Source organism: Clostridium sp. Marseille-P3244 (assembly GCF_900120155.1).
Classification (GTDB): domain Bacteria; phylum Bacillota; class Clostridia; order Lachnospirales; family Lachnospiraceae; genus Mediterraneibacter.
On the sequence record NZ_LT635549.1, the window covers coordinates 717,452 to 732,577 of the forward strand.

Consider the following 15,126-nt stretch of genomic DNA (forward strand, 5'->3'; position numbering starts at 1 on the left):
TTTTGGTATAATCCCATTTTTGACAGTTGAAAAGAAAAAATGAGTGCCACAATCCTTGAAAATACTGGGGTTGTGGCACTTTTTGCTCTATACTTGAAATATAGTAATGTTTTATCTTCGCTTACTTTTTTTCTGGATCTCTTTCATTTTGCGTTTTGTTATAAATTGATAGTCTGTACGGAAGCCACATACATCATGAAGGTCATCCGTGATCCTTTGACGTTCATATACCGGCATAAAACCTTGTTCTTCTATATCGGCAAACTTCATGCTGCGCAGTACGTGCAGCAGCTGCTCTGTAGTACAGGGATTTTTTAATGTCTTTTTCAGCATCCGGAAATGCAGCAAAGCTAAAAAGCAGATGAGGAAATGGGCTTTTATCCGATCTTCACGGCTTACATAAACAGGCCTTGCGTCAAAGTCTGTTTTCATGGTCCGAAAGCAGTCTTCAATCTGCCATCTGCCTTCACTGACTTTCAGGATGTCTGCTACATCATCATCTAACAGGTCGGTACAGACGGCATAAAGCCCGTCATACTTTTCTTCTTCTGCGATCTTCTCGGGATCAAGATAGTAATGGATTTCCGCTTTTTCTCCTTCTTTTGTTGTTGCGATCTTATTTACGAACCTTGCAGGATCGTTGGGATTTTTTCGCTGCCTTTTCAAAGAGCCGCTGGCAACCATTTTTTCAGCACGGCTGACCTGCTCGGCACGGACAGCCTTCTGGTATGCGGCATATTTGGGGGAATAGGTTATGATCAGACGCTGATGGAGTTTCTTTGTAGTGTACGGTTCATCTTTATAAAAAAGGCCTTGTTTATCATCATCAGAAAGCTTCGTGATATCAACAGGGGAATCATCTGACAGACGTTTAAATCCTTTGGTGTCCAGGGCCCATTCCCGATCCTCTGCCGGAAGTTTTTTGATAGACTGTGTCACAATAAATGCACGCTGTCCAAGATGGTTGAAGGCTCGATTATCTTCAGAAGCCAGTCCGGCATCGCTGCAATAGATAAATTTCTGACAGCCGAACTGCTGAAGGATCTTTGTTTCCAGGGGCTTTAAGGACTTCTGCTCATTCTGATTGCCTGGGAAAAGAGAAAAAGCTAATGGAAGCCCATCTCCATCGGTAAACAGTCCCATCTGAATGATAGGATTGGGTCTGTGTTCTTTGCTCTTTCCATACTTTTTATCACCGTCTTCCTGCTCGGTTTCGAAATAGTAGTTTGTACAATCATAATAAAGCACTTTATCGTTTCTGTTCCCCATGAAAAAACTGTTCTTGTAAACTTCGGCCTGAATAAAATCGCTTTCTTTTGCGAGAACAGAAAGCGCGCGGTAGACATCATGAAGTTCATAAGTTGGTGCCTCCAGGAATTGCTGTGCAGCCTTGAAAGAAGAAGTTTTGCTGGAAGGCTCCAGGACTCTGGTATAGATCAGATCCGAGAGAATCGCATTCAGGTCATATTTAAATTTGTAACGATATCTGATCTTTCGGCAGATGGAATCCATCTTCAGACCATAATAAACAGACTGGAGGAAGAGATAACCGCCGGTAAAAAGTTTTTTTCTGTTATAGTCCATGAGCCTGTTAGAATGGAAAGGGATCGTAACAACTGCATCTTCCGTTTCTTTTTTATATTTTTCTGTTTCGATTCTTGCCTGTTCTTTTGCCCACGCCATGACGCCATCCCGGTCGGTGCCAAGACGTTCCGATAATTCGGCCAGGGTACCCAGTTTTTTAATTGTGGTAGAAGTGCTCTTACCCTGGGCATTTGTATAGGATTTTGTAATGTAAAAGGATTCGGAATTTTTTGATTTAGATGTAGTAACACGCATTGAAATCACCTCTATAATAATTATATCATATATCACTATATATTACTAGATAGTAAAACAAAAAATTTGACAAAAAAAGTACAGGCTCTATGCGGCCTGTAAGCACTTTTTTAATTATGCAACTGTCAAACTCCCGTGGAGCGAAGAACGGGTATAAAGTACAAAATTAAAGGGCAGCAGGCGGATACTGATACCCGGAAAGGGGTGGCAGATATAAGAAAATATTTGACGTATCAGGGGAATTTTGGTATAATTCAGAGGATGCACGAATAGAATACTTAATGCATCAATGTCAGTGCCTGGAGACCAGGCGCTGAGTGCCCGCTGCATGGCGCAGTAGCCAAGTGGTAAGGCGTGGGTCTGCAACACCCTGATTCACCGGTTCAAATCCGGTCTGCGCCTCTTAGTAACCTGGGAAACGCTGTTTTCCAGGTTATTTTTTGTATAAAGAAAACCACGCGATAGTCGCGTGGTTCCATAAAAGCTTTAGCGGTGTATTCAGAAATAAAACTCCTAATGTGTATAATAAAAACGTGACCTGCCAGTTACGTAAATAAAAACACATTAGGAGGACCGTATAATGTCAGAACAAAATACAGACGTAAAAAGCTTAGCACATACAAAATGGAATTGCAAATATCATGTGGTGTTTGCTCCGAAATATCGAAGGAAAGTATTTTTTAATGAAAAGAAAGAAGCAATTCGGGAAATTATTAGAACACTGTGTCAATGGAAGGGCGTTGAGATAATCGAAGGAGAAATCTGTCCGGACCATATCCATTTACTTCTGAGTATCCCGCCCAAAATGAGCGTTTCGGGATTCATGGGATATTTAAAGGGAAAGAGCAGTCTCATGATATTTCAAAGATTCGGAAATATGAAATTTGCATACCGAAACCGCGAGTTTTGGTGCAAGGGATACTATGTCGATACAGTAGGAAAGAACACTGCAGCAATAAGAAGTTATATAGCCAACCAACTAAAGCAAGATAGGGAAATGGACCAGATTAGTCTATTTGATCCGAGAGACCCGTTTACGGGTAGCAAGTAATCCTGCGCGTGGCTGGCAGGCCAATAGAGAACGCACTTGTGCGTGGCTAGTAGTATTAGGGCTATGCCCGAAAATGAAAAACCACCCGCTGTGGTGTGCTACCCGTCAAGAGGACAATGAAAAATAATAAATTTTTCTCCGTCAGCCTATTAACCGGCTGGCGGTATTTTTATGCTGCCTTCAATGTAAGTTCATGAAAGGCCATTGGTGTCATTATATGTAACTTGCGCTGCAGGCGTCGGTTGTTATAGTATTCAATATAGTCTTGGATGCTTTGGATCAATTCTTCTCTTGATGTAAAGCGTTTTCCATAATACATTTCCCGTTTTATGATTCCCCAAAATCCTTCCATTGGTCCATTGTCAATACAGTGTGCAACTCTGGACATGCTTTGTTTCATATGACGTTTCTTCAGCCGACTATAAAATGCCTGACTGGTATATTGGAATCCCCGGTCCGAATGAAAAAGCGGATGCGCATCAGGCTCTGCTTTTATCGCCTGATCAAAGGTATCCATAACAAGAGCAGTATCATTGTGAGCACTGATCTTATACGAGACAATCCTGCGATCGCACAGATCAAGGATTGCACTTAAATAAATTTTGTGTACTTCTACCCCTATATAATATTTGAACTCTGTTACATCTGTCAGCCATTTTTCATTCGGTCTGTCCGCATGAAATTCCCGATGAAGAAAGTTTTTCGCAATATGGGCAGGATTCCGGTCTGCTTTCGTACAGCTCTTCGGCTTCCATTTGATAGATGACTGTATTCCGATTTTGCGGCAGATTCTCAAGATTCTCTTATCATTGGCAGGAATTCCATAATATACAGCCAGTTCATCTCGGATCCGTCGATAGCCCATATCTGGATGCAGCCGGTGTATTTCCCTGATCATATCGGCAATCTGTTCATTCCTGATCTCATTGTCGCTTTTGGGATGTCTCAGCCAGCGATAATAGGCAGAACGAGTGATTCCAAGGTATCGACACATTTGTTTGACTGGATATCCTTTTGATTCGGACAGTTCCCTGATTGCCTGATATTCACATAATTTATGTATTAAAGAAAGCGATCCCTCCTTTCTAATTCCCTTACTTTTTTTAACAGGTCATTCTCCATCTGTAAGTCTTTATTTTTACGTTCCAGCTCTGCGATACGGTCTCGTAATTCTTCTTCCGGAGTGCGGCTTGGCTTAGAGCCGATGCGCCTGCCTCTCCTGTCTTCCAAACCGGCACTTCCCATCTTTTCATACCGCTCCACCCAATTTCGGACCTGCTGATAGGAGCAATCATACTTCAAGGCCATTGCTCCATAATTCCGGTCATGGTCAAGACAGTCTTTTACAATGCAGATCCGTTCCTCCAGTGTTGTTTTTCTTGCTTTCTTCATAGCGCTACCTCCGGTAAGTTCTTTTAATTCCTTACCTTCATTATACGCCTTGATCCAACTTAATAGTTGAGGATGCTGTCGGATTCTGAACCTTGCACATATTTCATCTAACGATCCCTCTCCGGAGAGGTACGCATGAACTGCCTGCAATTTCAATTCTTTTGAGTACCGTTTATTTGTTTGAAGGGCCAGGAAACCTTCTGGTCCTTCTGTCTTATAGATTCTGATCCAATCCTGAACACTCCGCTTATTTACACCGCACATTTTTGCAGCGCCTTTTTGGCTAAGTTCTCCGTTCAGGTACTGTTCTACGATTTCTACCTTTTTTGCTGCATCAATTTTACTTTTTCTGGACATAAAATACCCCCAAGTAGGTTTTTTTATTTTTGTGTCCTACTTGAGGGTATCATATCACTGTGCGGGTGGATGTTTATTGCTGTTTTACATAATAGGCAGAAAAAAAGGAGGAAAATGTCAATGATACTCGAGACAGAACGGCTGTATCTGAGAGAACTGACACAGGCGGATTATAAAGATCTGTGTAAGATCCTGCAGGATGAGGAGACCATGTATGCCTATGAAGGAGCGTTCAGTGACCGGGAGGTCAGGGAATGGCTGGACCGGCAGATATCCCGTTATCGGCGATGGGGTTTCGGCCTGTGGGCGGTGGTATTAAAAGAATCAGGAGAGGTGATCGGTCAGTGCGGCCTGACCATGCAGCCATGGAAGGGGAGAGAAGTACTTGAAATCGGATATCTTTTTCAAAGAGCGTACTGGCATCAGGGCTACGCGACGGAAGCTGCCCGGGCCTGCAGGAAATATGCTTTTGAGGAGCTGGATGCCGGAGAGGTCTGTTCAATTATCAGAGATACCAATACTGCCTCTCAGAAGGTGGCGCTCCGAAACGGCATGACGGCAGCCGACCGATGGACAAAACATTACCGGGGTGTGGATATGCCCCATGACCGTTATGTAGCGGTCAGAGAGGAGGACGCTTGATTTCCGGGCAGGATAGAGTATAATGAAAAAGGAACTTCGTAGAAGATAATGAGGAAGGCAGTACATTATGGGAATATTGGATAATCTTACATCATCGGTCAATAAAGGGATCGCGGCGACGAACCGCGCGACGACTACAATGAAGCTGAAAGCACAGATGAACGACGCGCTTAAGAGGCGCCAGAACCTGGCCGCTCAGCTGGGAGCCAGCCTGTATGAGGCAACGAAAGATGACGAGAATCTTCGCAGGGGCCGGGAGGCGCTGTATGACGGTATTGCGGCGTGTGACGAAGAGAGGGCGGCATATCAGGAAGAGATCGCCCGTATTGAAAGTGAGGCGCAGTCAGCGGCAGCGTCTGCGGCAACGACGTCCTGTCCGTTCTGCGGAGCGAAGATCGGAGTCAGTGATATGTTCTGCTCCGGATGTGGAAAATCTATGGATGAGATCCGCGCGGCAGGGGCTGACCGGCAGGCGGCACCGGATGAACACACAGGGGCGGTCTGTCCGTCCTGCGGAGCGCCGGTGCTGGAGGAAGATATTTTCTGCATGAACTGCGGGAATAAATTAAAGTAGTAACAGAGTGCCATTTTTATGTGGGAACCGGTAAGGGGAGGACAGGAAGTTAAGCCTATCCTCCTCTTTTCTCGGCGCTGTGTATGAAATTTTTGCTGTTTTAATCTTAGTAGAGCCCGGGACCAGGGACTTTAGTACTGGGAATACGGATTGGGCAGGAGGTAACATTATGTTCGCGGATTATCATATCCATACAGAGTTCAGCGATGATTCCGACTATCCTATGGAAGAGACAGTAAAAGACGCGGTCCGGATGGGATTGGAGGAGATCTGTTTTACCGACCATGTGGATTACGGGATTAAAAGAGACATCGATGATCCCCGGGGGATACTGTGCCGTAACGGAGGACCGGGAGAACCCGGGCGGACAGAGCTGAAAACGTAGACTACCCTGAATATTATGCACTGATAAAGAAGCTGCAGGATCAGTACAAAGAACAGATTACATTGAAAATGGGTCTTGAATTCGGGATGGAAATTTCAACAATCCCGGAATATGAGGCATTGTATCAGAAATATCCGTTTGATTTTATTATTTTGTCTGTCCATCAGATTAATGGAAAAGAGCTGTGGACTCAGGAGTTTCAGAAAGGATTCACGCAGAAACAATATAATGACCGCTATTATGAAGAAATTCTCTCCCTGGTCCGACAGTATCACGATTACAGTGTGCTGGGCCATCTGGATCTGATCAGCCGTTATGACTTGGCAGGTTATTACCCATTTGAAAAGATCCGGCCGGTCATTACAGAAATTTTAAAAACTGTGATCGCAGACGGAAAAGGGATTGAAGTCAACACTTCAAGTCATCGATATGGACTGCCGGATCTTACTCCATCCCGGGATATCCTAAGATTGTACAGAAAGCTTGGCGGAGAAATCATAACGATAGGCAGTGACTGCCACAGGAAAGAGGATCTGGGAATATATATCGAAGAGACAAAGCAGGAACTGAGGGATATGGGCTATACACACTTCTGTACGTTTGACAGGATGGCGCCAGTGTTCCACAATTTATAGCAGAATAAAAACAGGGAATAATAAAATTTATATATGAACGGGGGATTTACAGTGAAAACCGGTAAATACGAAATCGATATGTGCAACGGATCCATTATGGATAAACTGATTTCGTTCTCAGTTCCTCTGATGCTTTCCAGCATTCTTCAGCTGATGTTCAACGCAGTGGACATTATAGTTGTGGGAAGATTCAGCGGCAGCCAGGCCCTGGCGGCGGTGGGCTCCACGACTGCTTTGATTAATATATTCACCAATCTTTTTATCGGGATCTCCATGGGTGCTAATGTCCTGGCTGCCCGGTACTTCGCGGCCGGGCAGGAAAAAGAGATGTCAGAGTCAGTCCATACGTCGATCACTCTGGCGCTGATCAGCGGCATCCTTATGTTATTTGTAGGAGTGGGAGCGTCCAGATTTACGCTGGAGATGATGGCCACGCCCGCGAATGTGATCGATCTGTCCGTGATTTATATGAGGATCTACTTTATGGGAATGCCGTTCTTTATGCTGTACAATTATGGGGCGGCAATTTTGCGGGCGGTGGGAGACACAAAACGGCCGCTGCTCTTCCTGACCATTTCCGGCATGGCCAATGTGGCGCTGGACCTTCTCCTGGTCATTGTCATTCCGCTGAATGTGGCGGGAGTGGCGATCGGGACAGTGGCTTCTCAGATGATCTCCAGCATCCTTGTTCTCAGATGCCTTTACAAATCGGAGGGAAGCTACCGGTTGCGTTTTTCAAAACTGATGGTCCGGGGAGTCTATCTGAAACGGATCTTTCAGGTGGGGATACCGGCCGGGATCCAGAGTACGGTGATCAATTTTTCCAACGCCCTGCTCCAGTCATCTGTCAATTCTTTCGGCGATACGGCCATGGCGGGCTACACGGCGGCAAATAATATACTGGGATTTTTATATGTTTCAGTGAATGCGGTGACACAGGCCTGCATGAGCTTTACCAGTCAGAATTACAGTGTGGGAAAGACAAAGCGTATGGACCGGGTGTTCCTGGACTGTATCCTTTTGTCAGCCGGTGCCGCGGCAGTCCTGGGAGTGTCTGCCTGGGTATTCGGCTCTCATATACTGAGGATCTATACAGCAGATGCGGAGGTCATCCGGTGCGGTCTGGAGATCCTGTCCATCACTACAGTCCCGTATTTTCTCTGCGGAATTATGGATCTGATTCCGGGAGCCTTGCGGGGAATGGGACATTCGGCGGTGCCGATGATCCTGTCCGTGATCGGGACGGTGGGGACCAGAATCTTGTGGATCTACGTATTTTTCCCGCAGCACAGATCGCTGTATTTTCTGTTTATTTCCTATCCGGGATCCTGGATCGCTACGATCCTGATGCAGGCAGTGTGTTTCTATTTTGTGCGGAAGAAATGTGTGCGCCAGCTGCAGGCGGCGGGAGCTGAAAAACTGGCAGGAGGCTGATGCGGATGAAGAACATACTGGATTACTTTACAATAGAAGGGGCTGTGGGCGGCAGCCAGGAGTGGTTTAAAAACGTGGTTATGTACATCGGGGGATGTGCGGCAGCGACGGCCTGTGACTGCTGCATCTATCTGGCCCTCAGCCGGGGGATGACGAAGCTGTACCCCTATGATGTCCATGCCCTGACAAAGAAGGACTATATTGATTTTTCCATGAAAATGAAACCGTATCTGAAGCCAAGGGTGAACGGGGTAAATAAACTGTATATGTTCACGGAGGGCTTTGGCCGGTATCTGGAAGATGTGGGAGAACAGCGGATCGAGATGGATGAACTCCCGGGCACCAGGAGTGTCCGGGAAGCGGAAGAATTTGTCCGGGCACACATCGACGGAGGCTGCCCAGTTCCCTGGCTGATGCTGCGGCATAAAAAAGCGCGCTATAAAGACTTTGTCTGGCATTGGTTTCTGTGCTACGGCTATGAAGAGAGCGCGGACGGACTCCGGATCACCGTGGCGACCTATGGTGCGTCACATACGCTGCCGCTGAGAGACCTGTGGGATACCGGATATGAAGAAAAAGGCGGCCTGATCGGGCTGAGGATGAAAAAGAAAAAGATCCCAGGAACTGATATGAGTGTAAAGGAGTGACCGAATGATATTATATGTCGATGGAACTGTCAGAAAAGAATCCAGAACCCGGGAATTATCCGATTATCTTCTGAAGAAGATGAACGGACAGGTAGAGTATGTAAAGCTGGAGAAGGAGAAGCCGCTTCCGATGGATGCTCAGACTCTTACGATGAGAAGTGATCTGACAAAAAACAAGGATTTCAGCGCTCCTTATTTCAGATATGCCCGACAGTTCGCAAGAGCTGATGAGATCATACTGTCCGCGCCTTACTGGGATCTGTCCTTTCCCGCGTCGGTGAAAGCCTATCTTGAAAGTATCTGCATAACGGGCCTTACATTTTATTATTCTGACGCAGGGATACCTGTGGGAATGTGCAGGGCAGAGCGGCTGTACTATGTTACAACGGCCGGCGGAACGATCACGGAGGAAGCCTATGGATATGGCTACGTAAAGGCGCTGGCACAGGAGATGTTCGGAATAAAAGAGGTCATTTTGATCAAGGCAGAAAATTTTGATATCATAGGAAACGACCAGGCGGGAATCCTGTCAGAGGCAAAAAGGGAAATAGACAAGTTGTTTTTTATATAAAATCTATTATTTACCTTATCTCCGGGCAGTGTTATACTGTTATGAGAATACAGAGAAGGAGTTATTTTGATATGGAACTGACAACGATCCGTGAGATATTTAAGAACAGGGAGGCGTATCTCGACAGGCAGGTGACTGTCGGCGGCTGGGTGCGCAGCATCCGGGATTCCAAAACATTTGGGTTTATCGTCGTCAATGACGGATCCTATTTCGAGCCTCTTCAGGTCGTATACCATGATAAAATGGAAAACTTTGCGGAAATTTCAAGATTAAACGTAGGAGCGGCGGTTATTGTGACCGGCACGCTGGTTGCCACGCCCCAGGCCAAGCAGCCATTTGAGATCCAGGCGGATGAAGTGCAGGTAGAGGGAGCTTCCGCGCCGGATTACCCGCTCCAGAAGAAACGGCACAGTTTTGAGTATCTGAGGACGATTTCCCACCTGAGACCGCGGACAAATACATTTCAGGCCGTGTTCCGCGTAAGGTCACTGGCAGCTTACGCTATCCATAAATTTTTCCAGGAGAGAGGGTTTGTGTATGTACACACGCCGCTGATCACCGGGAGCGACTGCGAGGGCGCGGGAGAAATGTTCCGGGTGACGACTCTGGACATGGAAAATGTCCCGAAGACGAAGGACGGGACAGTGGACTATACACGGGATTTCTTTGGAAAAGAGACCAATCTTACTGTGAGCGGACAGCTGAACGGTGAGACTTACGCCCAGGCGTTCCGCAGCATTTATACATTTGGGCCCACGTTCCGGGCTGAGAATTCAAATACTACCCGGCATGCGGCGGAATTCTGGATGATCGAACCGGAGATCGCGTTCGCAGATCTGGAGGATGATATGGATCTGGCGGAAGCAATGCTGAAATATGTGATCAATTATGTGCTGGAAAACGCGCCGGAGGAGATGGATTTCTTTAATTCATTTGTGGACAAGGGGCTTCTGGACCGTCTCCACAACGTGGCAAATTCTGATTTCGCCCGTGTGACCTATACGGAGGCCATCCAGATCCTGGAAAAGAATAATGACAAGTTTGAGTATAAAGTTTCCTGGGGATGTGACCTGCAGACAGAGCATGAGCGCTATCTGACCGAGCAGGTGTATCAGCGGCCGGTGTTTGTGACAGATTATCCGAAGGAGATCAAGGCTTTCTATATGAAGCAGAACGAGGACGGAAAGACGGTTGCCGCAGTGGACTGTCTTGTGCCGGGGATCGGAGAGATCATCGGCGGGAGCCAGAGAGAGGATGACTACGACAAACTCCTGAACCGCATGAGAGAGCTGGGACTCAGAGAGGAAGACTACGGGTTCTATCTTGATCTGAGAAAGTACGGTTCCACCAGACACGCGGGATTCGGGCTGGGATTTGAGCGGTGCGTGATGTACCTGACGGGAATGTCCAATATCCGTGACGTGATTCCGTTCCCGAGGACAGTAAACAACTGCGAATTATAGACCGGATGACGGCAGCAGAGGCGCGGCATTTCAGATGTGGCGCCTTTTCTGTATTTCTGTATATCCGCAGCGAGATATGACATTTATGATATTCAGGGAGGCAGTATGAAATTTATCCATATCGCGGACGTGCATCTGGGCGCGAATCCGGACGCAGGACCGCAGCGGGCAGGGGAACTGTGGGATACGTTTGAGCGTGTACTTCAGATCTGTGAGGAGGAGCAGACAGACCTGCTGCTCATCGCGGGAGATCTGTTTCACCGGCAGCCTCTGCAAAGAGAGCTGAAAGAAGTGGATTATCTTTTTTCGGAGCTGAGCCATACAAAAGTGGTTTTAATTGCGGGAAATCATGATTACATCAGAAGAGAGTCCTATTATCGGACATTCGAGTGGAGCGGAAACGTATATCCCCTTTTCGGGGAAACGCTGGAGTATGTGGATTTTCCGGAGCTGCAGACGGCGGTATACGGACTCAGCTATCACAGCAGGGAGATCCGGGAACCTCTGTATGACGGCCTGCGGGCACGGGGGCTGGAGCCGGTGGAGATCCTGCTGGTCCACGGCGGCGATGAGAAGCATATCCCCATTGACAGAAAGGCGCTGGAACGTTCCGGATTCTCCTATGTGGCGCTGGGACATATCCATAAGCCACAGGCGCTGCACAAAGACCGGATCGTGTACGCCGGGGCGCTGGAACCGATTGACCGGAACGATACAGGCCCTCATGGATTTGTCAGAGGAGAGGTTACAGAAAAGGACGTCAAAGTCCGGCGGGTCCCATGCGCCCTGCGAGAATATGTCCGACTGGATATTCAGGTGAATCCGGAGGATACCCAGGGGAGCGTGCGAAGAAAGATCCGACAGTGTCTGGAGGAATCCGGAGATAGGAATATTTATCAGGTAATCTTAAAGGGAAAGCGGGATGCAGACCTTTCCTTTGACCTGAAACGGCTGGCAGGAGAAGGGAATATTCTGGAAGTGGCGGATGAGACAGCTCCGGCCCTTGATTTCCGGAAGTTATATGAAGAGAATCAGGAGAACCTGCTGGGAAAATATATCGGGCGTTTTTCTGAATGTGGGGAGGGCAGCCAGGAGTATCTGGCACTCTGCGAAGGCGTGGAGGCACTGCTTCAGAGCCGGAAGTGACAGGAGCGTGTCAGCCAAAAACCAGGGAGAGACTGAAATACAGGGGAAAATACAGGGATTTTACGGGGAGGTTCCGGAATGATCATCAGAGAACTTTATATCAAGAATTTCGGAAAATTTTCAGAAGAACATTTCTATTTTCATGAAGGACTCCAGACAGTGACCGGAGAAAATGAATTCGGGAAATCGACTCTCCATGCCTTTATCCGGGCCATGCTTTTCGGTTTGGAGCGGGGAAGAGGAAGAGCTGCGGCGAAGGATGATTTTACCCGGTATGAACCCTGGGATAATCCGGGATATTATGCGGGGGTGATGCGCTTTTCCTGCGGAGGAAAGACATTCCGGCTGGAGAGGAACTTTCATCCGGCCTCAAAGCGTGCTTCTTTGATCTGTGAAGATGACGGGGAGGAGCTGTCCGTGGAGCACGGTGATCTGGAGATGCTCCTGGGCGGCATGACCCGGGAGATTTTTGACAGTACAGTGTCTGTAGGGCAGCTGGCGGCAAAGCCGGGGCAGAGTCTTTCAGAGGCATTGGAGAACTATGCGGCCAATTATTTTACTTCCGGCGGCGGTGGGTTTGACCTGGCCCATGCATTTCAGATCCTGCAGGACCGGAAGAAGGAGGCTGCCCGGGCACTCCGGGAGGAAGAAGAGGCCCTGGAGAAAGTCCGGGGCGGACTGGACCAGGAATGTGGTTATCTGGAGCGGGACATGGACCGGCTTAAGGAGAACCTGAAGGAGAAACAGGCGAGGCTTGCCTATGTCCGGGAGAATTGCAGAAAAGAATCGAAAAAAGAACCGAAAAAAGGGCGGGGAAGGGGACTGCTTCTATCCGGGATAACCGGGGCGCTGGCGGGGGCCGCGGGGCTGCTCTGGAGTCTGCTGGCCGGCAGACAGAGCCTGTCTTCGGCATTTTTCCCTGTGATAGTGACCGCCTGCTGTCTTCTGGCGGCGGGCCTCCTGCTGCTGGCGGCAGGAGCTGCGATATCCCGCCGGGAGAGGAAGAAAACAGCCCCAGAAAGCCGGGGGCAGAATGGCAGCCCGGCCGCAGAAGCGGACGGCACGGAAGAAGAGAACCGGCTGCTCTGGGACATGGAACGGATCCGGGCAGAGCGGAAGGAGAAAGAGATCCGCCGGAACAATCTTCGGGAACAGTGGGAGGAATCTGGGAAGAGCGGGCTACAGATAAAGCTGGAGGACCGGATCCGGGCACTGACGACGGCGGAGGAAGAGCTGAAAAAAGCGGCCGAGGAAACAGGAGAACACACGTCAGAAATGGTGGACCGGAAAGTCTCAAAGATCGTGTCCGCTGTAACAGAGGGCCGGTATCCAAGGACAGAGTTTGGAAGAAACGGTCGGATTTCTGTGTGGGACAAGGAGAGGAAGATTCCCGCGGACCGTCTGAGCCGGGGAACAGTGGAACAGATTTATTTCGCGGTCCGCATGGCGGCGGCGGACATGCTTTTGGAGGAGCCTATGCCTGTCATCCTGGATGACGTATTTGCGTTTTATGATGACAAAAGACTGGAATCTGCGTTAAAATGGTTGAGCAGTCAGAAGAAGCAGGTTATAATATTTACCTGCCATAAAAGAGAAGAAGAGTTGTTAAGAGGGAAGACTTTTAGATGAAGATAGAATTGCCACAAAAAGTAACGATGATCATTCAGAATCTGCAGCTTCACGGGTATGAGGCCTATGCGGTGGGGGGATGTGTCAGAGACTCCATTCTTGCCCGAAGACCGGAAGACTGGGATATTACTACGTCCGCGCGGCCGGATGAGATCAAAAAGCTTTTTAACAGAACAGTGGATACCGGGATCGAACATGGAACAGTCACAGTGCTGATCGGAAAAGACAGCTATGAGGTCACCACATACCGGATCGACGGAGCATATGAAGACGGCAGGCATCCGAAGGAAGTGCGGTTTACAAGGTCTTTGAAGGAAGACCTGCGGCGCAGGGATTTTACGATCAATGCCATGGCATATAACGATGAGGTCCGTCTGGTGGATATATTCGGAGGAATGCAGGACCTGAACCACCATCTGATCCGCTGTGTGGGAGATCCAAAAGAGAGGTTTTCCGAAGACGCCCTCCGGATTCTGAGAGCGGTAAGATTTTCCTCCCAGCTGAATTTTCCCATTGAGTCAAAGACGGCGGAAGCTGTAAAAGAGCTGGCCCCTACTTTGAAAAATATCAGCGCGGAGCGGATCCAGGCGGAACTGGTGAAACTTCTGGTATCTCCCCATCCGGAACGGATCCGGGACGCGTATGAGCTGGGGATCACAAAAGTGATCCTGCCAGAATGGGACGCAATGGAGGGAGTGGAGCAGAATACGCCCCATCACCAGTACGATGTGGCAGAACACACGATCCACGCGTTGAAAAATGTAAAGCGCGACAAGATTTTACGGCTTACCATGCTGTTCCATGACATGGGAAAGCCGGAAATGAAGACTACCGATGAGAAAGGCAGAGACCACTTCAAGGGCCATGCCCTGGTCAGTGAGGAGATTGCCCGAAAGGTGATGCGCAGGCTGAAATTTGATAATGACACAGTTAAAAAAGTCACCAGGCTTGTGTGCTATCACGACTACCGGGCTGAGGCGACGCCGAAGAATGTCCGCCGGGCTATGAATCGGATCGGCGTGGAATTATTTCCTTACTACCTTGCGGTGCGTATGGCGGACGCAAAAGCCCAGAGCTCTTACCGGCGCCGCGAGAAAATAGAAAATATCATCGAAACGCGCAGGCTCTATCAGAAGGCGCTCCTTACCGGCGAGTGCGTCACACTGCGTCAGCTGGCGGTTGGAGGCCGGGATCTGATGGAACTGGGCATGAGGCCGGGCCGGGAGATCGGTTCCATGTTAAGTGAGCTTCTGGAGTATGTCATCGATGATCCGAAAAGAAATAAGAAAGAGATCCTTTGCGATTATGTAAAAGAAAAACTCGGTTTATAAGAATACTTGGGCTGTCCCCTTCATAGATTA

15 protein-coding genes and 1 tRNA gene are annotated in these 15,126 nt (G+C 48.3%); 13 read left to right on the forward strand and 3 right to left on the reverse strand.

Annotated features, from left to right (window positions below; all coding sequences use genetic code 11):
- Positions 1 to 111 precede the first annotated feature (111 nt).
- Entirely contained in the window at positions 112 to 1,839 is a 1,728-nt protein-coding gene (locus BQ7367_RS05115) for an IS1634 family transposase (protein ID WP_072524485.1), read from the reverse strand.
- 330 nt (positions 1,840 to 2,169) lie between these two features.
- On the opposite strand from BQ7367_RS05115, the gene BQ7367_RS05120 reads away from it, so the two are divergent.
- A tRNA-Cys gene (locus BQ7367_RS05120) sits at positions 2,170 to 2,241 on the forward strand.
- 178 nt (positions 2,242 to 2,419) lie between these two features.
- Positions 2,420 to 2,890 carry an IS200/IS605 family transposase gene (gene tnpA, locus BQ7367_RS05125; protein ID WP_072524486.1) on the forward strand — a complete coding sequence of 157 codons (471 nt, stop codon included), beginning with the start codon at positions 2,420 to 2,422 and terminating at the stop codon, positions 2,888 to 2,890.
- Positions 2,891 to 3,059: 169 nt separating this feature from the next.
- Here tnpA and BQ7367_RS14565 read toward each other — a convergent pair whose 3' ends face one another.
- Positions 3,060 to 3,980 carry an IS3 family transposase gene (locus BQ7367_RS14565; protein WP_328586534.1) on the reverse strand — a complete coding sequence of 307 codons (921 nt, stop codon included), beginning with the start codon at positions 3,978 to 3,980 and terminating at the stop codon, positions 3,060 to 3,062.
- A complete protein-coding gene (locus tag BQ7367_RS14570) occupies positions 3,953 to 4,639 on the reverse strand; it encodes a helix-turn-helix domain-containing protein (RefSeq protein WP_072524274.1) in 687 nt (228 codons plus the stop codon). The genes BQ7367_RS14565 and BQ7367_RS14570 overlap by 28 nt, the downstream gene beginning before the upstream one ends.
- A gap of 120 nt (positions 4,640 to 4,759) precedes the next feature.
- Here BQ7367_RS14570 and BQ7367_RS05140 point away from each other — a divergent pair, with 120 nt between their 5' ends.
- The 11 genes from BQ7367_RS05140 (at position 4,760) to BQ7367_RS05185 (ending at position 15,096) form a co-directional block, all read left to right on the forward strand.
- The gene (locus tag BQ7367_RS05140; RefSeq protein WP_072524487.1) at positions 4,760 to 5,281 is read left to right on the forward strand and encodes a GNAT family N-acetyltransferase; all 522 of its coding nucleotides are present in this window, start codon (positions 4,760 to 4,762) and stop codon (positions 5,279 to 5,281) included.
- A gap of 67 nt (positions 5,282 to 5,348) precedes the next feature.
- Positions 5,349 to 5,855, forward strand: a complete 507-nt coding sequence (locus BQ7367_RS05145; RefSeq protein ID WP_072524488.1) for a zinc ribbon domain-containing protein — start codon at positions 5,349 to 5,351, stop codon at positions 5,853 to 5,855.
- A gap of 169 nt (positions 5,856 to 6,024) precedes the next feature.
- Positions 6,025 to 6,240: a PHP domain-containing protein gene (locus BQ7367_RS14940; protein ID WP_328586521.1), complete on the forward strand. Its 216-nt coding sequence runs from the start codon at positions 6,025 to 6,027 to the stop codon at positions 6,238 to 6,240.
- A gap of 32 nt (positions 6,241 to 6,272) precedes the next feature.
- Positions 6,273 to 6,875, forward strand: a complete 603-nt coding sequence (locus BQ7367_RS05150) for a histidinol-phosphatase HisJ family protein (RefSeq protein WP_328586535.1) — start codon at positions 6,273 to 6,275, stop codon at positions 6,873 to 6,875.
- A gap of 51 nt (positions 6,876 to 6,926) precedes the next feature.
- The gene (locus BQ7367_RS05155) at positions 6,927 to 8,309 is read left to right on the forward strand and encodes an MATE family efflux transporter (protein WP_442855353.1); all 1,383 of its coding nucleotides are present in this window, start codon (positions 6,927 to 6,929) and stop codon (positions 8,307 to 8,309) included.
- A 5-nt stretch (positions 8,310 to 8,314) separates the two neighbouring features.
- Positions 8,315 to 8,956 (forward strand): hypothetical protein, encoded by a 642-nt coding sequence (locus BQ7367_RS05160; protein ID WP_143142962.1) that lies wholly within the window; start codon positions 8,315 to 8,317, stop codon positions 8,954 to 8,956.
- Between the two features lie 4 nt (positions 8,957 to 8,960).
- Positions 8,961 to 9,527 (forward strand): NAD(P)H-dependent oxidoreductase, encoded by a 567-nt coding sequence (locus BQ7367_RS05165; RefSeq protein WP_072524491.1) that lies wholly within the window; start codon positions 8,961 to 8,963, stop codon positions 9,525 to 9,527.
- A gap of 71 nt (positions 9,528 to 9,598) precedes the next feature.
- Positions 9,599 to 10,990 (forward strand): asparagine--tRNA ligase, encoded by a 1,392-nt coding sequence (gene asnS / locus BQ7367_RS05170; protein WP_072524492.1) that lies wholly within the window; start codon positions 9,599 to 9,601, stop codon positions 10,988 to 10,990.
- Positions 10,991 to 11,095: 105 nt separating this feature from the next.
- Positions 11,096 to 12,136: a metallophosphoesterase family protein gene (locus BQ7367_RS05175; RefSeq protein ID WP_072526082.1), complete on the forward strand. Its 1,041-nt coding sequence runs from the start codon at positions 11,096 to 11,098 to the stop codon at positions 12,134 to 12,136.
- Positions 12,137 to 12,214: 78 nt separating this feature from the next.
- Positions 12,215 to 13,765 carry an ATP-binding protein gene (locus tag BQ7367_RS05180; protein ID WP_072524493.1) on the forward strand — a complete coding sequence of 517 codons (1,551 nt, stop codon included), beginning with the start codon at positions 12,215 to 12,217 and terminating at the stop codon, positions 13,763 to 13,765.
- Positions 13,762 to 15,096 (forward strand): CCA tRNA nucleotidyltransferase, encoded by a 1,335-nt coding sequence (locus BQ7367_RS05185; protein ID WP_072524494.1) that lies wholly within the window; start codon positions 13,762 to 13,764, stop codon positions 15,094 to 15,096. Before BQ7367_RS05180 ends, BQ7367_RS05185 begins: the two co-directional genes overlap by 4 nt.
- The last annotated feature ends 30 nt before the right edge of the window (positions 15,097 to 15,126 follow it).

What these genes read in the sequence shown, in the direction of transcription:
- BQ7367_RS05115 (WP_072524485.1), bottom strand. Translation starts at nt 1,839, where the DNA reads ATGCGTGTTACTACATCTAAATCAAAAAATTCCGAATCCTTTTACATT.
- tnpA (WP_072524486.1), top strand. Translation starts at nt 2,420, where the DNA reads ATGTCAGAACAAAATACAGACGTAAAAAGCTTAGCACATACAAAATGG.
- BQ7367_RS14570 (WP_072524274.1), bottom strand. Translation starts at nt 4,639, where the DNA reads ATGTCCAGAAAAAGTAAAATTGATGCAGCAAAAAAGGTAGAAATCGTA.
- BQ7367_RS05140 (WP_072524487.1), top strand. Translation starts at nt 4,760, where the DNA reads ATGATACTCGAGACAGAACGGCTGTATCTGAGAGAACTGACACAGGCG.
- BQ7367_RS05145 (WP_072524488.1), top strand. Translation starts at nt 5,349, where the DNA reads ATGGGAATATTGGATAATCTTACATCATCGGTCAATAAAGGGATCGCG.
- BQ7367_RS14940 (WP_328586521.1), top strand. Translation starts at nt 6,025, where the DNA reads ATGTTCGCGGATTATCATATCCATACAGAGTTCAGCGATGATTCCGAC.
- BQ7367_RS05160 (WP_143142962.1), top strand. Translation starts at nt 8,315, where the DNA reads ATGAAGAACATACTGGATTACTTTACAATAGAAGGGGCTGTGGGCGGC.
- BQ7367_RS05165 (WP_072524491.1), top strand. Translation starts at nt 8,961, where the DNA reads ATGATATTATATGTCGATGGAACTGTCAGAAAAGAATCCAGAACCCGG.
- asnS (WP_072524492.1), top strand. Translation starts at nt 9,599, where the DNA reads ATGGAACTGACAACGATCCGTGAGATATTTAAGAACAGGGAGGCGTAT.
- BQ7367_RS05175 (WP_072526082.1), top strand. Translation starts at nt 11,096, where the DNA reads ATGAAATTTATCCATATCGCGGACGTGCATCTGGGCGCGAATCCGGAC.
- BQ7367_RS05180 (WP_072524493.1), top strand. Translation starts at nt 12,215, where the DNA reads ATGATCATCAGAGAACTTTATATCAAGAATTTCGGAAAATTTTCAGAA.
- BQ7367_RS05185 (WP_072524494.1), top strand. Translation starts at nt 13,762, where the DNA reads ATGAAGATAGAATTGCCACAAAAAGTAACGATGATCATTCAGAATCTG.